Source organism: uncultured Methanofollis sp., from assembly GCF_937919355.1.
Taxonomy (GTDB): Archaea; Halobacteriota; Methanomicrobia; order Methanomicrobiales; family Methanofollaceae; genus Methanofollis.
Window position 1 is genome coordinate 1 of the sequence record NZ_CALFSA010000086.1, and the last position, 18,851, is coordinate 18,851.

The following is an 18,851-nucleotide window of genomic DNA, read 5'->3' on the forward strand; positions in this document are numbered from 1 at the left end:
AACCCGGGTCGAAAGCTCCGGAGGCTTTCAGGATATCCACTACCCTACCGGGACAGCCTGTATATGTTGGTCAGACGGGTATAAAAAATGATTGCGCCGCCATCAGAGATGACGGACATGATAGAGGTTCCAGATCTTGCAGGCGCCCTCATGGCTGACCATGCAGGGACCGACCGGCGTCCTCGGGGTGCAGACCTTCCCGAAGAGTTTGCAGTCTGTTGGTTGCGCGATCCCGCGGAGGACGCGGTCGCAGATGCAACCCGAGACCTTCTCGACGTGCTTGATCTCGATACCGAACTTCTTTCTGGCATCGTAGTGTGCGAACTCGTCTTTCAGGGCGAGGCCCGACTTCGGGATCACCGGGAAGCCCCGCCACTCGACATCGACGGTGTCGAAGACCTCGGAGATGAGCGCCTTCGCCTTCGGGTTCCCCTCGCGGCAGACAGCGCGCGGGTAGGCGTTCTCGACCTCGTGCCTCCCCTCCTTCACCTGCTTCACGAGCATGAGAAGGCCAAGGAGGATGTCCTCCGGTTCGAACCCGGCGACCACCTGCGGCACCGGGAACTGCTCGTACTCCTCATACCCCGACACCACGCAGACGTGGCCCGGGAGGAGGAAACCGTCGAGAGAGGCTTCGCCCTGTTCAAGGAGCCATTTCATCGCCGGCGGGACGAGACGGTGGCAGGAAAGGATCGAAAAGTTCTCGGGCGGGTGGGAGAGGAGAGTGGCGGCCACCGTCGGGACAGTCGTCTCGAAACCGACCGAGATGAAGACGACCTCCTTGTCGGTCTTCTTCGCGATCTCGACGGCCTTGTGGACCCCCTGCACCACGCGCACGTCCCCGCCGCAGGACTCAAGAGAGCCCTTCGTGCCCGGGACCCGGAGGAGGTCGCCGTAGGTGGCGACGATGCACCCTTTCTCGACAAACTCAAGGGCGGCGTCGATTTCCCCTTGCGGCGTGATGCAGACAGGACAGCCCGGTCCCATCACGATGTGCAGCCCCTCGGGGAGGACGCTGCGCAGACCGGATCTGGCGATGGCAGCCTCGTGCGTGCCGCAGATGTGCATAAACGTGTAGTTGCGGTCCACGATCTCGTGGAGCGCAGCCTTCAGTTCGTCTCCTGTTGCCATGGAATCCTCATAATTAATACGTTTCCCCCTGCATAAGTGTACCCATCATGGGTGACCCCCTCTACGCTGTTCTTCTCATTTTTGCGGGGCTCATCGGATCGGTAGCCCTGTACTGGATCTATCACTGGTTGGTCAAACGTGCGGAAAAGACGGAGTCGAAGATCGACGACATCCTGATTGCGGCGACAGGAAAACCCCTCATCATCACCGTCCTTGTCATCACCGCATACCTCGCCGTCGTCTCGTCGGGCATCATACCGCCGAAGTACGAGTACATCCTCGACTCGAAGTACCTCAGTGCCTTCTACATCATCATCGGGGCATGGGTGGCGTCGAGTTTCTCGTATAACTTCGTCCACCTGTACGGGCGGTGGATGGCCTCGCGGACAGAGAGCGAGGTGGACGACCGGATCATCGACGCCCTGGAGATCGCGGTGAAGTACGGCATCTGGTTCGTCGCCTTCCTGCTCATCCTGAGCACACTCGACATCGACATCACGCCTCTCCTTGCCGGCGCCGGCATCGCCGGGGTCGCCGTGGCCCTTGCAGCGCAGGACATCCTCTCCAACTTCTTCGGTGGGGCGCTGATCGTGATGGACAAGCCCTTCAAGGTGGGTGACCGGATCAAGATCGACACCTTTCTCGGGGACGTCATCAGTGTCGGCCCGCGGAGCACCCGCATCCAGACCCTCGACTACCAGCTCCTGACCATCCCGAACACCAAGATCGCGAACTCGGTGATCGTCAACTACGCCCTCCCTGAGGTGCGCCTGAAGATCAAGATCCCGGTCTCTGTCGCCTATGGTTCGGACGTCACGAGGGTGAAGGAGATCCTGCTCGAGATCGCGCATGAAGCGGTCGAGAGATCGGAGTACGTGCTCAACGACCCCGCACCGACTGTCTATTTCCTTGAATTTGCGGAATCGAGCCTGAACTTCACCCTCGTCGTCTGGGCGAAGGCCTTCAATATGGCCTGGGACGTGCAGGACTTCATCAACACAAGGATAGACGAGCGCTTCAGGGAGGAAGGGATCGAGATCCCCTTCCCCCAGATGGACGTGCACATCAAAAAGTCATGAGACTGAGAGGAAGAATATCCCTCTTCCCTCTCTTTTTGCTTCGACGAGATGGTTCTCCAGGAGGTACTGGAGGTACTTCCCGACCTCGTTCCTGTGCATGCCGGTGGCGTGCGTCAGGTCGTCGAGGGTGCAGGGGCGCCGCCTGACGAGGGCGAGGATGGTGTCGGCGCTCTCCTGGTGAAAACTGTCGATCTCCGCGCGTGACGGGAGGTCGCCGACGATATCGACAGGCGCCGCCGTGATCAGGGAGGCGATGTGGTCGAGGGTCGGGCGGTCGGCAGGCCGCACCCAGGCGGCGGCGCCGGGGCGGTCGAGGGTGTTTAACTGGACGCGGTCGGGCCTGATCTCCCGCACGGCGGCGGCGATCTTTCCGATCTCGGCGTCGTCGTCGTTCACGCCCGGCACGATGAAGACTTCGAGCCAGATCTCCCCGCGAAATTCATTGCGGAAGGTAACGAGGCCGTCGATATGGGCCTCTGCGGAGAGACTCCGGTGCGGCCTGCAGATCTTCCAGAAGGGTGTGTCGGAGACGGCGTTCAGTGTCGGGACGACGAGGTCAGCGTCGAGGAGGGCGCGCCGCACTGCAGGGTCGGGGAGGAGGCTGCCGTTCGTGAGGACGGCGACGCGGTATGCGGGAAATTCTGATTTGACCGTCCTGATGATCTCGCCGATCCCAGTGTGGAGGGTCGGTTCCCCAGACCCGGCAAAGGTGACATAGTCGAGGCGGGGCGAGGTCGAGAGATAGGACCTGAGTTCCGCGATCACGTCCCCTGTCGGGACGTACTCCTTCCTCTCTGTGGTGAGCGCCGTCGTCGGCCCGCACTCGCAGTAGACGCAGTTGTAGGAACAGGTCTTCAGGGGCACCAGGTCGATGCCGAGGGATATCCCGAGTCGCCGTGACGGGACCGGGCCGAAGAGATGACGATAGGACATTGCAGAATCACCCGGGGAGTATGGGTGCGGAGGGGCAAGAAACCACCTGTCGCCGCAGGGGGCGGGAAGCGTTTTATGGCCCTCCACACAATGCTCTCCCATGTACGGCGTCTCCACCTACGCACTCCACTCCCTCCCTCTCCCCGATGCCCTCGACCAGATCGCCGGACTGACCGACTATGTCGAGGTGATGGATGACGGTTGCCACTCTATCGAGAGTGCCGACCCCCTCCTCTCCTATGACCTGAAGTACTCCATCCATGCTCCCTCCCGGAGCGTCAATATCGCAAGCACTCTCGAACCGATCAGGGAGGCGAGTGTCAGGGTGATCGATGACTGCTTCGCCATCGCCGCCGAGGTGGACGCCGACGTCGTGATCCATCCGGGGTACTTTGCCTGGGTGGCAGACCGGGAGAGGGCGCAGAGGCAGTTTGCCCGCTCCCTTGCCGAACTCTCGGCCGCGGCGGAAGAGCGGTCGGTCAGGTATGCGGTGGAGAACATGGCCTGGGAATTTTTCTTCCTCCAGACGCCGGACGAACTCCCCCTCCCCGACGGCGGTGCGGGCTTCGCCCTCGACGTCGGCCACGCCCATATCAAGGGGTGTCTCCCCGCCTTCCTGCAGGTGCCGATCAACCACATCCACATCCACGACAATGACGGCAAAGAGGACACACATTCCGCAGTCGGGGCGGGCACCATTGATTTTGCGGCGGTGATGGCGGCGGTCAGAGAGAACAGTCTCGTCCCCGTCATTGAGGTCGAGGGGATCGACGCAGTCAAATCAAGTATTTCCGCACTAAGTCCTTATTTGTAAGGTATATCCTGAGAATATACTTATTTTATTATTTGATCCCGGATCTGGAACCATCAACACTCTTTTATACTGGATATATCCTATATTGTAATGCATCCATGCCTCAGTGGCTCAGCTGGTAGAGCGTGTCCTTGGTAAGGACAAGGTCCCGAGTTCAAATCTCGGCTGAGGCTCTCCTACTTTTGTTCAAGTCCCCTGCTCATTTTCTCAGTATGCCGGGAAAAGAGTGCATGCCCCGGATCGCCCTGCGCCACTCTCCGGCCGATATGTGCATACATGAAAATCCCCTTACGGGGAGAAGAGATTTTTGGGGGAGAACTCTGTTACTGGAGATCTCCCGGGACGTACTTCTCCGGCACCATGATGGTGAGGGTGTACGACTTGACACACTGGGTGTTGACCACAAACCAGTAGTCTCTCTGCCCTTCATAGAAGGTCTCTTCCCAGTTCTCGTTCTTCCACTCTGCAGTTGCATTCTCTGCGGGGATGAGGTCTGCGCGATTGAGAGTGACGATCCTGACAAACCTGTTTGGGTCGTCGGCGTCCATCACCTGGACATTGAGGTACCCGAAGTTGGTGTTGTACGGGTCGACATCATAGCGCAGTTGCCAGTAGGGCATCGGGACATGGATGGTCTCCGTCGTCCCGCTCCCCGTGCCGCGGATTGTGGCATAGGGGACCATGGTGTCCCTGCCGGTATCATCGTCAGGGATCCCGCTCCACTGCACCTGGTCGTCCGTGATCTTCAGGTGATATGTCGCCGGGTCGACGAACCCGACCTCGTGGACCTGTCCGTTCCATCCCGGCACAGGCGCCGGGGTGAGGGCCGCAGGGGTGGGTGTGGATGTCACCTGCGCGAGGGTGTTGCCCTGAAGAGTCTGGTCTTCCGGGGCCGCCGCGATCATCGGCTTGACAAAGAGCGCAATGACGATGACAATGACCAATCCGGCGGCAAGACTGAGGATATCTTCCCTTTCCATTCTATCATCTTCCTGAAGATGGTACCCCTCTGGGAAGATAATACTTTTTTTGTGTATCCTCCCTCATTATGCTGAGTTTAGGATATAAAGTCACAAATTCGATTCTGTCTGAAATCGAAACATATATATGCGTATACACAAATCAATAGTGTAGGAATGTTGGAAGAACGGTCCAGCGTTCACTGAATCAATCAGGGTGAAGTTATGAGAAAATTCGAAAAGAATGATGAGGCATTTACCGGTCTCGAGGCAGCGATCGTATTGATCGCCTTCGTCGTCGTGGCCGCAGTGTTCTCGTACATGATGCTCGGCGCTGGTTTCTTCACCTCGCAGAAGAGCCAGGAAGTCGTGCACACGGCGACCTCCCAGACGAGCTCGTCGGTCGACCTTGCGGGTAGCGTCATTGTCGAAGGTGACGCCGGCGATAAACTGTCCAATGCGACTTTTTACCTCCAGCTGACCTCCGGCGGCACGCCCGTTGACCTCAACAGGACCGCGTATGCGATCACTACGAACAACGGCTTCAAGCTGCTGAACAGCACCTCGGTGACGTACACATACTACAACGCCGAGTCCACGCCGGACTCCCTCCTTGAAGCCGGCGAGCTGGTCAAGGTCAACGTCCCCCTGTCCGACATTACCGTCAGCCCGAAGCAGGTCTTCACCATTGATGTGAAGCCGTCCGTTGGCGCCGCACTCTCCATGTCGAAGACTGCGCCCACGCGGATTGAAGATGGGAGATTCTACGAAGTATTCTGAGGTGAGAAGAAATGAGATCATTCAGGCAGGAAGAAGCATTCACCGGCCTTGAGGCTGCAATCGTGCTCATTGCATTCGTTGTGGTCGCAGCGGTCTTCTCGTATGTAATGCTCGGCGCCGGGTTCTTCACCACCCAGAAGAGCCAGGCAGTTGTCCACACCAGTGTGGCACAGGCCAGTTCCAGTGTCGAAGTCGTCGGCAACGTCGTCGGCCTCGGCAGCGCTGACCACAAAGAACTGACGAACGTCCTCTTCACCGTGGCGACCACCGCCGGTGGCAGCGCCTACGATATCGGTGACGTCCTGATGACCTACACCGACAAGGGCGGACAGCATGTCATCGACCGGAGCACATCTGTAGACAGAGCAACCGGTAAGATTACCCCTGACATCCCTGGTGCCGGTGAGTGGTCTGTCGAGACGATCCTCAACGGGAACAACGACACCCTCGTCCAGAAGGGCGAACAGTTCCTGATCAACGCCTCGATCCCGGCCGGTGCATCCGCAATCTCCGGTGACCAGTTCAATATCGAGCTCAAGCCTGCAGTCGGTTCAACCCTCCAGCTCAAGAGGTACGTCCCGCCGCAGGTCGACAACGTTACCCTCCTCTTCGAGTGAGGATACTATCTACTAACCCCCTTTTTTTTGAGGTCATACTCTGAGAAAGGGAATGGTGACGTGGAATGACGGTAAATCAGGCACAGGTTGACCAGATCCTTGGAGCCGCGTCGGCTGACGACCCCGAGGTCAAACTCGCAAACCTTGAGCGAGAGGTCGACCTCGTCAAGACCTCGGTCAAGAAACTCCTCATCGACATCAGGGAGCGAATGAACGAGATGGAGAACCCCTTCACCTTCGCGGCAAGTGCTATAGGGTCAGCACCTGCGGCGAAGGAAGAAGAGGCCGCCGAGGAAGAGGACGTTGAGGAAGAAGAGGAGGACGTACCCGAAACCCCTGCCCAGAAACAGAAGGCGAAAGGGAAGGAGGACGACCTCGCCGCCCTGAAAGTGGACGAGAACCTCCTTTCCAGCCTGCATGCGCACCTTGCCGCCACCCAGGCCGCGGTCCAGCAACCCCGGCAGGAGAAACTCCGCCTCCAGAAAGTCCACCGCCTCTTTGAGTGGACCGGCAAGGCCGTCAAGAAGTACGGCTACGACCGCCTTGAGATGATGCTTGACTCCTATGCCTCGATGGGCTACCTCTCCCCCGAAGAAGTCTCCCAGGTCAAGGAGATCGCACGGCTCATGCCCGCCTCCCTCGGCGAGGCCGACGAGATCAAGGCCGAAGAATTTGTCTCTGAACTTTACGTCTTAAACCGCATCCTCGACCCGAACGACACCACCCTGGACCGGGACATGATCGAGGTGCTGATGGACCGGAAGCGTCCAAAAGCCGAAGGCGAAAAGACGGAAGAGGCAGGGAAGGACACCGGCGACGACTGGGTGAAGTCGCTGGAAAGGATCTGAAAAGGATATGATGGATGTCGAGCGAAACCATTACGACTGCTATATTGCTCATCGGTGCTGTAATAGCAGCCGGAGTGCTCGTCAATGCGATCTTCCCCATAATCTATACCATTTCTGATACCGCCGGCTCTGCATCTCATGCCGTTGACCAGCAGATCCGGACTGATGTCAAGATCATCAATGCCTATGTCTCGGCCTCGAACCATAGTGCGGATATCTGGATCAAAAATCTCGGCTCGACCCGGATCGCAGTAAACGAAATATCTTCAGCTGATATCTTCATAGGCAAACAGGGTGATTTTAACCGGATCTCCTATTCCACGGGCTGGACATATAACACTCTTGACGGTGACGGGGTGTACTGGAGACCCGGAGAGACGATCCAGATCAACATAGACGACTGCAACCTCCTCCCCACAGTTGCCGGCGACCCGGTCTACTTCCAGATCGTGCTGCCCGGCGGGACGGTGAGGTCGACAGAGTTCACGGCAGGTGCATGAACCATGGGTGCGGGGTCACTGGTCACAGCTGCGGTCTCCATCGTCCTCCTTGTGGTCGTGGCATACGCGATCATCGGCGGCATTCTCGTCACCGCCGATGTGGTCGCCACTGCACACAAGGACCAGGTCCAGGTCCAGGAGTCCCGCCTCCACACCTCCATCGCGATCGTCGGCCACGCCTTTGATGCCGGGACTGTCTACCTTGAAGTGGAGAACACCGGCAACGAACCGGTCCTGGACTTCGACCGGATGGCAGTCTTCACCGCCGTCGAGAGCACGACCCCGGTCTACTACCCCTACAACGCGGCAGGCGGTGCCGGGACCTGGTCGCGGGTCTCGATCCAGCCCGACACCATCCACCCCAATGAACTCGACCCCAATGAAAGGATGAATATTTCAGTCCAGTACGGGGGCACCCAGCCCGACTGGGCCCAGGTAACGACGCCAAACGGCGTCTCGACCTCCGCATATCTCAGGTGATAGCATGGCAGAAGAAAAATCAGACAAATCCCTTGGCGACCTCCTTGGCGGCGAGGACAAGAAGATCCTCTCGACCGGCAACACCGAACTCGACAAGAAGATTGCAGATGGCCTCCCCCTCGAGTCCCTCACCCTCATCGAAGGCGAGAATGATACTGGCAAGAGCGTCCTGACACAGCAGATCATCTGGGGTGCCATGAAGCAGGGCCTCGACGTCGACCTCTTCACGACCGAGAACACCACCAAGAGTTTCATCACCCAGATGGAATCGATGAGTCTCGACATCTCCGACTACTTCGCCTGGGGCTACATGCGGATCTACCCCCTTCATACCGTGGGTTTCGAGTGGAAAAAGGAGGACATGCAGGGCATCCTCCAGGCACTCATCTCCCAGATCCAGAGGAGCAAGGCGCAGGTCGCCGTCATCGACTCCCTGACACTTTTCACCGAGTACGCCTCGACCGACATGATCCTCACCTTTTTCACGAACTGCAAGAACCTCGTCGACCACGGCAAGACCATCCTGGTCACCCTGCACACCTACGCCTTCGAGGCCGACACCCTGGTGCGCATCAGGTCGATCTGCGACGCTCACCTCTTCATGAAAAAGGCGCTCGTCGGCGACAAGTACGTCATGATGCTCGAAGTGGTGAAGGTGCGGGGTGCGCAGAAGACGACAGGGAACATCATCAGTTTCGAGGTCCACCCCGGGTACGGCATGAAGATCATCCCGATGACCTACGCAAAGGTCTGATATGAGCGGCCTATCTCTCTCGGTCCAGCTTCCCTTCAAGACGGAGCCCAACGAAGACCTGAGCGGATGCTATCATGACCTTGAGTCGTCGGCCCTCTACCGGATGCTCCCGGCAAATGCACGGGACTATGTCAAGCAGTGCCCCCACCTCCTCGAGTACCTCAACATCTTCCCGGTGAACACCTACGGCATCCCCCTCTTCTTCTCAGAACTGACAAAGGATGTCAGGAAGATCGAGAACCTCAACATCATCTACCCTGTGGGCGAAGACACCTTCATCCACATCCTCCTCGACCCCGAGGACGTCAGGAACTACTACATCCCGATCGAACCGTCGTTCCTCCACAGTGTCAGCAGACTGATGCCGGTCGTCGAGAAGCGTCTCATCGACCTCCTGGACGCACTGGAAAAGGACCCCGTGACCGAAGAGGAGCGTATTGCAGTCCTGAAAAACCTCATCAAGGAGATCCTGTACGCCCAGATACCCGGTGAGAAGATCGACCTGCTTGGCGCGGACACTCCTGCCCAGAAATCGGTCAAGGACAGGATCGTCGGGTTCCTCAACACCGACTTCTCGGCAAAGAAAAAAAACGACGACGAGAAAGCCCTTGCCGGGATCCCCCAGACCCTGGACGGGCGGATCGTCGTCTCACCCCCTGAATACCGCGCCATCGAGTACCTGATGATCCGCGACAAGATCGAGATGGGTGTCCTCAAACCCTTCCTTTCAGACCCCAATATCGAGGATATCACCTGCGACGGCGTCGGCCCGATCTTCATCGAGCACAAGATGCTCAGGGGTCTCAAGTCTGTCATCGGGTTCACGGAAACCCGCGAACTCGACAACTTCGTCATCAAGATGGCCGAGCGGATCAAGAGGCCGATCACCTACCGGAACCCGGTGGTGGACGCCACCCTCCCGGACGGTTCCCGTATCAACATCGTCTACGGCACGGAGGTGAGCAAACACGGGAGCAACTTCACCATCCGTAAGGTGAACGAGATCCCCCTCTCCATTCTTCAGCTCATCGACTCCAACACCTGCGACTACACGGCCGCCGCCTACCTCTGGATCTGCCTGGAGTTCGGCATGTCCATGTTCGTGAGCGGCGAGACGGCCAGCGGCAAGACGACGAGCCTCAACGCTCTCACCACCTTCCTCCCGCCGGAGAACAAGATCGTCACCATCGAGGATACCCCTGAACTGACTGTCCCGCACCGGAACTGGACGCGGGAAGTCGCCAAGGCGAAGGGCAAGGGCGAGGGCGACGGTGCCGATGTAACGATGTTCGACCTCCTGAAGGCCGCCCTCCGTCAGCGCCCGAACCAGATCCTGGTCGGTGAGATCCGTGGTGTCGAGGGGAGCGTCGCCTTCTCCGCCATGCAGACCGGCCACCCTGTCATGAGCACTTTCCACGCCGCGTCTGTCGAGAAACTGATCCAGCGTCTCTGCGGTGACCCGATCCTCATCCCGAAGACGCACGTCGATAACCTGAACATCGTCATCATCCAGAGTGCCGTCCGTCGTCCGGGCGGAGGCACGGTGCGGCGGATGCTCAGCATCAACGAACTCGTCGGCTACGACCCCCAGACCCAGGGTTTCTCCTTCGTCGAGATGTTCCACTGGGACCCGGTCACCGACGAGCACGTCTTCTGCGGGAAAGGGAGCAGTTACCTCCTCGAAAACAAGATCGCAACGATGCTCGGCATCCCGGAGAGCAAGAGGAGCGAGATCTACTTCGAGGTCGAGAAGAGGGCCAACATCCTGCGCAGGCTGAACGCCGCCGGGTGCACGAAGTTCTGGGACCTCTTCCACATGATCTCGAAGATCAAGAAGCAGGGTCTCCTGAATATCGAGGTCTGAGTATGTTCGAGGAGATCAAGGAGAAGGTTCTGAAGGTGAATGGGGGGGAGATCCCCTTCTCAGACCTTGCCGAGTCGGTCCAGCAGAAAGCGGCCGAAGTCTCTGAGAACAAGATGATGGAAGGGGACCTCCTCTTCATGACGACTTACATGGCCTCGGCCATGACGGCCAATGTCTCCCGCCCCGAACTCTTCGAGTATACGGCGAAGAGGTACGAGTACATCTCGACGAAGTACGTCCAGCGCGTGGTCTTCTTCGTGAACCGCTGGCATTACAGTTACTCCGAAGGCCTCAGGATGATCGCCGACCGGGTCACCAACAATATGCTCAGGAGCATGTTCAACAGGTACGCCAACGCCATCGAGTCGGGCGTGCCTGACAGCGAGTTCCTGAGCATGGAGTTGAACACGGCGAGGAGCGTCTACCAGAACACCTTTGAACAGGGTTTCGAGATGCTGAAGAAGTGGGGAGACGCGTATATCGCTCTCCTTTTCTCCTCGATGCTTGTTGCGATCATCATCATGATCTCGGTGGCGATCTATGCACCGAACGGCATCGACGCGGCTCTCAATACCTCCTATGCCCTGGTACTGCTCACCTCGGGTTTTGGTATCGCCCTGATGTACAAGGCTGTGCCTGTCGACGAGAAGACGCTCGACCGCTCGATGAACCACTGGTGTTCGAGGGAGCAGGCGATGATCGACAAACTGCAAAAGCCTCTGCTGATCATCCTTGTGGTAAGCGTGTTCCTCCTCCTCCTTACCGGTGTGCAGGCAGGACTGATCTTCCTCATGATCGGTGTCATCCTTGCACCCCTCGGGATCATCGGCTACATCGACAACCACAATGTCGTCCTGCGTGACGAGGACTTCCCCGCCTTCATCAGGGGCATCGGGTCGATCATGGAGGGCAAGGGGACGACGATGGTCGAGGCTATCCGCGAGATCGACCGGAAATCCCTTGTCAACCTCGAACCTCTTATCAACTCGGTCTACACGAAGTTGAACCTCGGTCTCGACGAGGCGGTTACCTGGGAGAAGTTCATCGGTGAGTGCGGCACGAACCTCATTGCGAAGTACATGAACATCTACCGGGACTCGGTAGCGATGGGCGGCGCACCCGGTGTCGTTGGCAAGATTGTCGGGTCCTCGATGCTTTCCCAGGTGCTGCTCAGGAGAAAACGCGACATGGTGGCGACCGGTTTTATCGTCCTCCTGGTGCCGATGCATATGGCCATGGTGGCGATCTTTCTCGCCCTGTACCAGATCCTGGAGACGATGTCGGAGGCGATCGCCAGCGTCATGCAGAGTCTTGGAGACGATGGTACGGCAGCGCTCAATTCTCCGGACACTGTTGCAGGGTCTATGATGGGGTCTCTGAACCTCTTCATCAACTTCCCTGTCGACAAGATGGTGCCCTATGTGACGACCATTCTCCTGATCATCACACTCTCGAATATCCTGGCCGGGAAGATCGTGGTGGGCGGCGACCGCTATATGTACTACTTCCTCTCCGCCCTTCTCTTCATCCTTACGGGATTTTTGTTCCTTGTCGTCCCCCCGGTGATCAGATTGTTCTTCCAGGTCCCTACCTTTGGAGCTGTTTGACATGAAGACCTTGAAATTTCCAGAAATAAATCCTAAGATCAGGCGTTTCCTGATCTTCTCCTCGACTGTGGGTGCCGGTTCTGTCCTCATCCTCTATGACCCCCCGATCGAAATCCTGCTCGGGGCGACAGTCGCTGTAGGGTGCATGATGCTCATCCTGCTCGGCGCCGTCCACCTCTCCGACCTCCGTCCTGCCGTGATCAGGGAAAATGTCAGGGCCTGGAGAGAGAAGAGAAAAGAGGCGGCCAATGCTCCGGTTCCGGTCGCACCCGCCGTGCAGAAGGCGGCGTCATCAAGCAAGATCGGTGCGGTCTTCGGCACCCTCCCGGCCGCGGTCCATGCCAGCATTGAGCGTTTGAAGACCACTCTCCTCCACAGGGAGGAGGTCTTCAAAGATATCGATGCGAAACTCGACTCGGCGGTGAAGGGGCAGGACTCTGTACCTGGCCCGGTTCCAGACCCGACCAGCGCCCCCTCTGCCACGCCTATCGCCGGGGCCGGGGTTGCCAGCGCCGCGGAGAGCGCCGCCCCGTCCGATCCTCTCCTTGATATCAGCATGGAGGACCTTGAAAACCTCAATCTCGATGGCATGGAGACAGAGGAAGAGGCAGGGGACTCGCCGTCGCTCGATATCCCGCTTGACAAAGACCTCCCCGAGACGCCTGCCGACGATGCGGCGGTCTCGGAGATCCTTGAGGCGAATTCGGCTGAGCTGGAAGAATTTTCCGAACTCGGGGACATCGGGGAACTGGACGAAGAACTCAAAGGCGAACTTGACGGCCTCAATGATCTCGACCTCGACGGACTCGACCTTCCCGACGAGACCGACCTGGCGGCAGAGGTAGACGGTCTCTCTCCCGACCCCGCGGCGCCGGCGACAGGTGCAGCCGGTGGTGCTGGCGGTGCTGACGGAGCGACGGCGCTGGCCAAACCGGCCGTCCCTCAACCTCCTGTTCCCCCTGAACAGGCAATAGAAGAAAAACCAGAAGAAAACAACATGCTTGCGTTTGCCATGGGCGGCGGGGACTCCGACGCGCTCATGGATCTCCTCAAGTCAGATTCCAAGAAGCAGAGGAAGGAGGACTATAACAGTCTCCTGCGCGACATGAAAGATGTGAAGGTCTCTGCCGACGACCTTGTTACTGATCTTCAGAAAACACTGGAGGTTTTGAAGAATCCTAAGAAAATGGTGAAGCATAATGACTGATCTTCCTGTTAAAATCGAGATAGATGGAAAATGGGCAAATGCGAAACTGACTCTCGGGACCGATGAGATCCGGGTCACCGGGCCGAAGTCTTTTGCTATCCCGAGCAAGTCGATCTTCGATCTTGACGCAAAAGGCAGCGTCCTCGGCATCACCACAAAGGAGCAGGAAAACCAGCCGATAAAGATCGCATCTGTCGACAAAGTGTTGAGTATCGTGAAGAGGCATATCCTTGCGACATGTAATGCCTACCGTCTTGCCGCCTACTTCATGTCCCCTGCCGTGAGGGGCGGGGTACTCGTCAAGGATGCACGCTGGGAAAAAGGAGGTATCGATGTCCTGAAGACCGGGATCTGGTTTTTCTCAAATACTGAACAGATCTGTGTACCCCTTGCAGATGTTGCCTCCATCGAACTGACCAAGCGCGAGGTACAGGGGAAGAACACGGATGTCGTGAAGATCGATCATATCGAGGGGACCGAGGTGGTCACCAGTTTTGTCCTCTGTCCTCTCACCACCCTGCAGATCCTCCATAATTTCCTGAAGGACGCCACAAAGAGCATGGATATGGAGGGGGACCTCGACCCGAAGTCCGCCCAGGTCGCCATGCTTGTCTACAGCGGGATGGATACGGCATCGATCGAGAATATGCTCGGGGTATCCCTGAAAGAGATCGACCGGATATATGACACCTTAATACGCCTCGGCCTTGCAGAGGTCGTGATGGTCCGGAGAGAGGTAAAACTTACCACAAAAGGTGTCAGGTACATCACAGATGCCACAAAAGTTTAAATAATTAATTTTTCTCTCTTTTTACAAAATCGTATTCTTTATATACTTAATTCCACAAATACAATCTGAGAAGACTATGGGAAGAATCCTTATCGTCGATGACACGCTCTTCATGCGAACTCTCCTGAAGAACATCCTCTTCTCCGGAGGGCACACCATTGTTGGCGAGGCAGAAAACGGTGAAGAAGCCATTGCCAAATATCAGGAACTGAAGCCTGATCTCGTTACGATGGATGTTGTTATGCCGAAGATGAACGGCATTGACGCATTGAAGAATATCCGCGCGGCCGATCCGAATGCAAAAGTCGTGATGTGCACGGCCGTGGGTCAGGAGCAGATGGTGAAACTGGCCGTCAAGAGCGGTGCGAAAGGCTATATCGTCAAGCCCTTCCAGGCGCCGAAAGTGCTTGAGGAGGTGAAAAACGTCCTTGGGGCTTGATCATGATTCGGGTGCTTATTGTCGATGATTCAATCTTTATCAGGACGATACTGAAGGATATCCTCAGTGCGGCCTCGGGGATAGAGATCGTCGGCTCCGCTTCAGATGGCGAGGAGGCCCTCAGGATGATCGACGAGCTGAGGCCGGACGCCATGACCCTCGACATCGAGATGCCGAAGGTCAGCGGGATCGACCTCCTGAAGAGGTTGAAAGGTGCGGAGTATCGCCCCAAGATCCTGATGCTCAGTTCGCTCACCTCGAAGGACGCCGAGTCCACCCGCCTGGCCCTGAGCCTTGGCGCCGACGACTTCATGCTGAAGCCGCAGGACATCTTCCGGGTACGTGGCCTGCAAGAAGAACTTGTGGCGAAGATCAGGCATCTGATCGAGATCAGGCCGGCGCAGAAGGTCATGTCTGTCTCGGACGAGATTGCCACCCACGTGGTCCTCTTCGGTTCGTCGGCCGGAGGGCTCCAGCAACTGGACCGTGTCCTCTCCGCTCTCTCTCCGGAGATGACGGCGGGCGTCGTCATCACGCAGCATATGCCTGAAGGGTTTACGGCCGCCCTTGCCGAGCGTTTCAACCGGATATGCCCTCTTCCCGTACACGAGTCTGAGAACGGCCATCTCATAAAAAAAGGCGAGGTCATTGTCTGTAAGGCAGGGTTCCACTCCGTGATCTCCTCGATACTGACGCAGGACGGGAGGAGTGGAGGGAAGATCGTCCACTCAACGGCGCCGCCGGTCCACGCCGTCCGCCCGGCGATTGACAAGACCTTCTCGTCGGCCGCGAAGGCCTACGGACGCAATACGCTCGCCGTCGTCCTGAGCGGGATGGGGAACGACTGCGGTGAGGGTGCAGTCGATGTCAAGGCCGCCGGTGGTTCGGTATTCGTGTGCAAAGAGGAAGACTGTCTCGTCTATGGGATGGCCCGCTCTGCATTGAAGAAAAACAGCGTCGATAAAGTCCTCCCCCTTGCGGATATACCCCGGGAGGTACTGAGGACGGTTCGAGCGATGGAGATAGGAAATGTCTGATATGGAAGAGTACCGGGGATTATTTGTCACAGAATCGAGGGAGAACCTCGATACAATCTCTCAGGCCCTCCTGACCCTTGAGGAGTGTGAGGACCGGGAAACAATCGATGAGATCTTCAGGTCTGCCCATACGATCAAAGGCGCCTCGGCCTCGATGGGTTACCTGAAACTTGAAAAAATCTGTCATTCAATGGAGGACGTTTTCGACCTCATCAGGAATGAGAAGTTGAAGGTATCTGCACCTCTCACCGACCTCTTCCTTGCCTGTACCGATCAGATCGATGATATCCTGGATATTATCGAAGACGGTGGCGATGACAGCGGGTGTTCCATCGACGACCTTGTCTCATCGCTTGAGTCCTGGGCACATGGCGAAGAAGGTGGTGACGCCACGTCTACCGGGGACAAAACCGGAGACGACAGCGCTGAAGAGGCCAGCGCTGAAGACGTCCCCTCTCAAACCGGTCCGGGAGATACCTATGTCGTCGGGATAGACCTGGCCCCCGAATGTTCGATGAAAGATGTCCGGGCGATGATCGTCCTCTCCAACCTCGAAGAGATCGGCCGGATCGTATCCACAAAACCCTCCCGTGAAGAGATCGAGAGCGGGAAGATCGAGGCCCACTTCGAGGTCACTGTCCAGAGCGAGGCAGGTGTCGATGCGCTCAGGGCGGCGTCCTCCGGGACCGAGATCGCCAGCGTTACCGTTACCGTTGGGAACGAGTCTCCCAGGCCTGCACCGAAACCACGGCAAAAGGTCGAGGAGGCACCCCCAAAAAGCGATCACCACGACCGTCCCCGCGAGATCAAGAATATCCGGGTCGATATCCACCTCCTCGACCAGATGATGAACCTTGTCGAGGACCTCGTCATCAACCGCGGGCGTCTCAAGCAGATCGCCCAGAAGAACCAGATCAAGGAGTTCGACGAGGCCCTGAACATGGTGGGCCGTTCTGTGGCCGACCTGCAGAACCTGATGATGCACATCAGGATGATCCCGCTGGACCACATCTTCAACCGCCTCCCGCGTGTTGTCCGCGACGTGGCGCAGCACGACCACAAGGATGTCGAGTTCATCATCGAGGGCGGCGACACCGAACTTGACCGGAGTGTCATGGACGGCCTCAACGACCCCCTCCTTCACCTGATCAGGAATGCCGTCGACCACGGCGTCGAATCTCCTGAGGAGAGAAAAGCGGCAGGGAAATCGGAAAAAGGCCTGGTGCGCCTCTCGGCCAGGCGCGACCGGGACAATGTCGTCATCAGGATCGAGGACGACGGTGCCGGTGTCAACTACGATAAGGTCCGCCAGAAGGCCGTTTCACGGGGGCTGTACACCGCCGAAGAGGCGGCGACCCTGACAGACGACCAGGTCATCGAAGTCCTCTTCAACCCGGGCTTCTCGACCGCCGATACGATCACCGATATCAGCGGCCGCGGTGTCGGTCTCGATGTTGTCAGGTCGGCGATCGAGGCCCTGAAAGGGTCTATCAAGGTCGAGTCGGTCCGCGGGAAGGGCACCTGTTTCGAACTTGTCCTGCCGCCCACCATGGCCATCGTCGAGGTGATGATGATCAGGATCAATGGAAAGAGATGCGCAATCCCGATCTCGAATGTCGTCGAGGTGGCGATGCTCAAGAATGACGGGGTCCACCGGGTCGGCAACAGCCGGGTGATCCTCCTCAGGGACGAGGTGCTTCCTCTCTACACTCTGGACGACATGTTCGGCACCTCTCGATCAGGCGAAGTCCTTGTCGTCCTCCAGTATCGTTCAAAGAAATGCGGGATCGTCGCCGATGTCGTGGAAGGGCAGCAGGAGGTTGTCGTAAAACCACTCAGTGCCCTTGTCGGAAGTTGTCCCGGTGTCGGCGGCGTCACCATTCCCGGTGACGGCGAAGTAGTGCCGGTCCTTGACGTGAATACCATCGTATGAGGCACATAGTATGCAATTAACAGCAGTACAGACTGATGCACTGGGAGAACTCGGGAATATCGGCGCCGCTCATGCAGCGACAACCCTCTCCCAGATGCTCATGAGCCAGATCGAGATGGACGTCCCAGCGGTCTCCATCGTTGACATCTCACAGTTCTATTCGGTCATCGACGACCAGTGTGGTGCGCTCGTTGTCTTCCAGATCACAGGAGAAACCCATGGACAGGGGTATGTCGTCCTCTACATGCCGCAGAAATCGGCGGTCTGCCTGACCAATACGATGCTCGGCATGAACGACATGGACCGGGAGATCAACGACATGGACCAGAGCGCCCTGATCGAGGTGGGCAACATCATGGTCTCGGCGTTTCTGGACGCAACCGCCGAACTCCTCGGCATCGTCATGCTGCCCTCTCCGCCGTCGCTCTGTGTGGATATGGCCCATGCAGGCATTCAGTCGATACTGGCAGAGGTCGCGCAGGAGACGGACGAAGTGGTCATCTTCAGGACGAACCTCCACACCGGCCAGAACGAGATCGAGGGTACTCTCCTCCTCTTCCCTGACCAGACACTGCTCGCAGACCTTGTCAAACTCCTGGAATCCCTGACTTCACCGAATCGGTCTTCCTGAGAGGATTCTGATGGTCGAATTTCAGCCTATCGGCGTGAATGCACGGGTTATCGGGATCGGGGATTACTGCGTAGGGAGCGGACCAATGACCACCATCGGTCTTGGTTCGTGTATCGCCCTGATCCTCCATAACGAGCGTCATTCTATCGGCGGCATGGCGCATGTCATGCTGCCTGAAAGCAAAGGCCACAGGGACCGGCCGGGGAAGTTTGCAGATACGGCTGTTGCCGTTCTTCTCGATGAAATGGAAGTACAGGGGGCAAAAGGCGGTTCGGTCACGGCAAAACTGGTGGGCGGAGCCAATATGTTCGGGTTCAACGATAATAACCTGAATATCGGTGACAGAAACATCAAGGCCGTTCACATGTCCCTCCAGGACTACCGTATCCCGGTTATATCCGAGGATGTCGGCGGGAAAGTGGGACGGTCGGTGCTGTACTTCCCGCAG

20 protein-coding genes and 1 tRNA gene are annotated in these 18,851 nt (G+C 57.7%); 18 read left to right on the forward strand and 3 right to left on the reverse strand.

All coding sequences use genetic code 11. From position 1 onward, the window contains the following. Window positions 1-102 precede the first annotated feature (102 nt). Window positions 103-1,131: a hydrogenase formation protein HypD gene (hypD, locus tag Q0520_RS03860; RefSeq protein WP_298666841.1), complete on the reverse strand. Its 1,029-nt coding sequence runs from the start codon at window positions 1,129-1,131 to the stop codon at window positions 103-105. Window positions 1,132-1,178: 47 nt separating this feature from the next. Between hypD and Q0520_RS03865 the strand changes: the two genes are divergently transcribed. Continuing rightward, complete coding sequence (locus Q0520_RS03865; protein ID WP_298666843.1) at window positions 1,179-2,210, forward strand: mechanosensitive ion channel family protein; 1,032 nt, start codon at window positions 1,179-1,181, stop codon at window positions 2,208-2,210. Here Q0520_RS03865 and Q0520_RS03870 read toward each other — a convergent pair. Continuing rightward, window positions 2,205-3,143: a radical SAM protein gene (locus tag Q0520_RS03870; RefSeq protein WP_298666846.1), complete on the reverse strand. Its 939-nt coding sequence runs from the start codon at window positions 3,141-3,143 to the stop codon at window positions 2,205-2,207. The genes Q0520_RS03865 and Q0520_RS03870 overlap by 6 nt on opposite strands. A gap of 100 nt (window positions 3,144-3,243) precedes the next feature. Here Q0520_RS03870 and Q0520_RS03875 point away from each other — a divergent pair, with 100 nt between their 5' ends. After that, window positions 3,244-3,957, forward strand: coding sequence for a sugar phosphate isomerase/epimerase (locus Q0520_RS03875; RefSeq protein ID WP_298666847.1), 714 nt, complete (start codon window positions 3,244-3,246; stop codon window positions 3,955-3,957). Window positions 3,958-4,057: 100 nt separating this feature from the next. Then, window positions 4,058-4,130, forward strand: a tRNA-Thr gene (locus Q0520_RS03880). Between the two features lie 150 nt (window positions 4,131-4,280). Here the strand turns inward: Q0520_RS03880 and Q0520_RS03885 are convergent. Then, window positions 4,281-4,937 carry a hypothetical protein gene (locus tag Q0520_RS03885; protein ID WP_298666849.1) on the reverse strand — a complete coding sequence of 219 codons (657 nt, stop codon included), beginning with the start codon at window positions 4,935-4,937 and terminating at the stop codon, window positions 4,281-4,283. 204 nt (window positions 4,938-5,141) lie between these two features. Here Q0520_RS03885 and Q0520_RS03890 point away from each other — a divergent pair, with 204 nt between their 5' ends. From Q0520_RS03890 to Q0520_RS03960, 15 genes are all read left to right on the forward strand, one after another. Then, entirely contained in the window at window positions 5,142-5,696 is a 555-nt protein-coding gene (locus tag Q0520_RS03890; protein WP_298666852.1) for a flagellin, read from the forward strand. Between the two features lie 11 nt (window positions 5,697-5,707). Continuing rightward, complete coding sequence (locus Q0520_RS03895; protein ID WP_298666855.1) at window positions 5,708-6,313, forward strand: archaellin/type IV pilin N-terminal domain-containing protein; 606 nt, start codon at window positions 5,708-5,710, stop codon at window positions 6,311-6,313. A 65-nt stretch (window positions 6,314-6,378) separates the two neighbouring features. Next, window positions 6,379-7,161 (forward strand): hypothetical protein, encoded by a 783-nt coding sequence (locus Q0520_RS03900; RefSeq protein ID WP_298666858.1) that lies wholly within the window; start codon window positions 6,379-6,381, stop codon window positions 7,159-7,161. 14 nt (window positions 7,162-7,175) lie between these two features. Continuing rightward, window positions 7,176-7,661: a flagellin gene (locus Q0520_RS03905; RefSeq protein WP_298666861.1), complete on the forward strand. Its 486-nt coding sequence runs from the start codon at window positions 7,176-7,178 to the stop codon at window positions 7,659-7,661. 3 nt (window positions 7,662-7,664) lie between these two features. Further along, on the forward strand, window positions 7,665-8,141 hold the full coding sequence (locus tag Q0520_RS03910) for a hypothetical protein (protein WP_298666864.1): 477 nt from the start codon (window positions 7,665-7,667) through the stop codon (window positions 8,139-8,141). A gap of 4 nt (window positions 8,142-8,145) precedes the next feature. Continuing rightward, window positions 8,146-8,895, forward strand: coding sequence for an ATPase domain-containing protein (locus Q0520_RS03915; RefSeq protein WP_298666867.1), 750 nt, complete (start codon window positions 8,146-8,148; stop codon window positions 8,893-8,895). Between the two features lies 1 nt (window position 8,896). Beyond that, window positions 8,897-10,759 (forward strand): type II/IV secretion system ATPase subunit, encoded by a 1,863-nt coding sequence (locus Q0520_RS03920; protein ID WP_298666870.1) that lies wholly within the window; start codon window positions 8,897-8,899, stop codon window positions 10,757-10,759. A gap of 2 nt (window positions 10,760-10,761) precedes the next feature. Then, complete coding sequence (flaJ, locus tag Q0520_RS03925; RefSeq protein ID WP_298666872.1) at window positions 10,762-12,366, forward strand: archaellar assembly protein FlaJ; 1,605 nt, start codon at window positions 10,762-10,764, stop codon at window positions 12,364-12,366. Between the two features lies 1 nt (window position 12,367). Beyond that, window positions 12,368-13,573, forward strand: a complete 1,206-nt coding sequence (locus Q0520_RS03930) for a hypothetical protein (protein WP_298666875.1) — start codon at window positions 12,368-12,370, stop codon at window positions 13,571-13,573. Continuing rightward, a complete protein-coding gene (locus Q0520_RS03935) occupies window positions 13,566-14,363 on the forward strand; it encodes a CheF family chemotaxis protein (protein ID WP_298666878.1) in 798 nt (265 codons plus the stop codon). The genes Q0520_RS03930 and Q0520_RS03935 overlap by 8 nt, the downstream gene beginning before the upstream one ends. A 76-nt stretch (window positions 14,364-14,439) precedes the next feature. Further along, window positions 14,440-14,802, forward strand: coding sequence for a response regulator (locus Q0520_RS03940; protein ID WP_298666881.1), 363 nt, complete (start codon window positions 14,440-14,442; stop codon window positions 14,800-14,802). A 2-nt stretch (window positions 14,803-14,804) separates the two neighbouring features. Beyond that, window positions 14,805-15,839, forward strand: coding sequence for a chemotaxis-specific protein-glutamate methyltransferase CheB (gene cheB / locus Q0520_RS03945; protein WP_298666883.1), 1,035 nt, complete (start codon window positions 14,805-14,807; stop codon window positions 15,837-15,839). Then, window positions 15,832-17,772: a chemotaxis protein CheA gene (locus Q0520_RS03950; protein ID WP_298666886.1), complete on the forward strand. Its 1,941-nt coding sequence runs from the start codon at window positions 15,832-15,834 to the stop codon at window positions 17,770-17,772. Before cheB ends, Q0520_RS03950 begins: the two co-directional genes overlap by 8 nt. 10 nt (window positions 17,773-17,782) lie before the next feature. Beyond that, a complete protein-coding gene (locus Q0520_RS03955; protein ID WP_298666889.1) occupies window positions 17,783-18,403 on the forward strand; it encodes a chemotaxis protein CheC in 621 nt (206 codons plus the stop codon). 10 nt (window positions 18,404-18,413) lie between these two features. Further along, the coding region (locus tag Q0520_RS03960; protein WP_298666892.1) for a chemotaxis protein CheD at window positions 18,414-18,851 on the forward strand (438 nt) is incomplete at its 3' end.

Excerpts from the sequence above, each read along its gene's own strand:
- Q0520_RS03895 (WP_298666855.1), top strand. The coding sequence starts at position 5,708 with ATGAGATCATTCAGGCAGGAAGAAGCATTCACCGGCCTTGAGGCTGCA.
- Q0520_RS03940 (WP_298666881.1), top strand. The coding sequence starts at position 14,440 with ATGGGAAGAATCCTTATCGTCGATGACACGCTCTTCATGCGAACTCTC.
- Q0520_RS03875 (WP_298666847.1), top strand. The coding sequence starts at position 3,244 with ATGTACGGCGTCTCCACCTACGCACTCCACTCCCTCCCTCTCCCCGAT.
- Q0520_RS03920 (WP_298666870.1), top strand. The coding sequence starts at position 8,897 with ATGAGCGGCCTATCTCTCTCGGTCCAGCTTCCCTTCAAGACGGAGCCC.
- flaJ (WP_298666872.1), top strand. The coding sequence starts at position 10,762 with ATGTTCGAGGAGATCAAGGAGAAGGTTCTGAAGGTGAATGGGGGGGAG.
- Q0520_RS03905 (WP_298666861.1), top strand. The coding sequence starts at position 7,176 with ATGTCGAGCGAAACCATTACGACTGCTATATTGCTCATCGGTGCTGTA.
- Q0520_RS03900 (WP_298666858.1), top strand. The coding sequence starts at position 6,379 with ATGACGGTAAATCAGGCACAGGTTGACCAGATCCTTGGAGCCGCGTCG.
- Q0520_RS03865 (WP_298666843.1), top strand. The coding sequence starts at position 1,179 with ATGGGTGACCCCCTCTACGCTGTTCTTCTCATTTTTGCGGGGCTCATC.
- Q0520_RS03885 (WP_298666849.1), bottom strand. The coding sequence starts at position 4,937 with ATGGAAAGGGAAGATATCCTCAGTCTTGCCGCCGGATTGGTCATTGTC.
- Q0520_RS03955 (WP_298666889.1), top strand. The coding sequence starts at position 17,783 with ATGCAATTAACAGCAGTACAGACTGATGCACTGGGAGAACTCGGGAAT.
- cheB (WP_298666883.1), top strand. The coding sequence starts at position 14,805 with ATGATTCGGGTGCTTATTGTCGATGATTCAATCTTTATCAGGACGATA.
- Q0520_RS03890 (WP_298666852.1), top strand. The coding sequence starts at position 5,142 with ATGAGAAAATTCGAAAAGAATGATGAGGCATTTACCGGTCTCGAGGCA.
- Q0520_RS03935 (WP_298666878.1), top strand. The coding sequence starts at position 13,566 with ATGACTGATCTTCCTGTTAAAATCGAGATAGATGGAAAATGGGCAAAT.
- Q0520_RS03930 (WP_298666875.1), top strand. The coding sequence starts at position 12,368 with ATGAAGACCTTGAAATTTCCAGAAATAAATCCTAAGATCAGGCGTTTC.
- Q0520_RS03870 (WP_298666846.1), bottom strand. The coding sequence starts at position 3,143 with ATGTCCTATCGTCATCTCTTCGGCCCGGTCCCGTCACGGCGACTCGGG.
- Q0520_RS03915 (WP_298666867.1), top strand. The coding sequence starts at position 8,146 with ATGGCAGAAGAAAAATCAGACAAATCCCTTGGCGACCTCCTTGGCGGC.
- Q0520_RS03910 (WP_298666864.1), top strand. The coding sequence starts at position 7,665 with ATGGGTGCGGGGTCACTGGTCACAGCTGCGGTCTCCATCGTCCTCCTT.
- Q0520_RS03950 (WP_298666886.1), top strand. The coding sequence starts at position 15,832 with ATGTCTGATATGGAAGAGTACCGGGGATTATTTGTCACAGAATCGAGG.
- hypD (WP_298666841.1), bottom strand. The coding sequence starts at position 1,131 with ATGGCAACAGGAGACGAACTGAAGGCTGCGCTCCACGAGATCGTGGAC.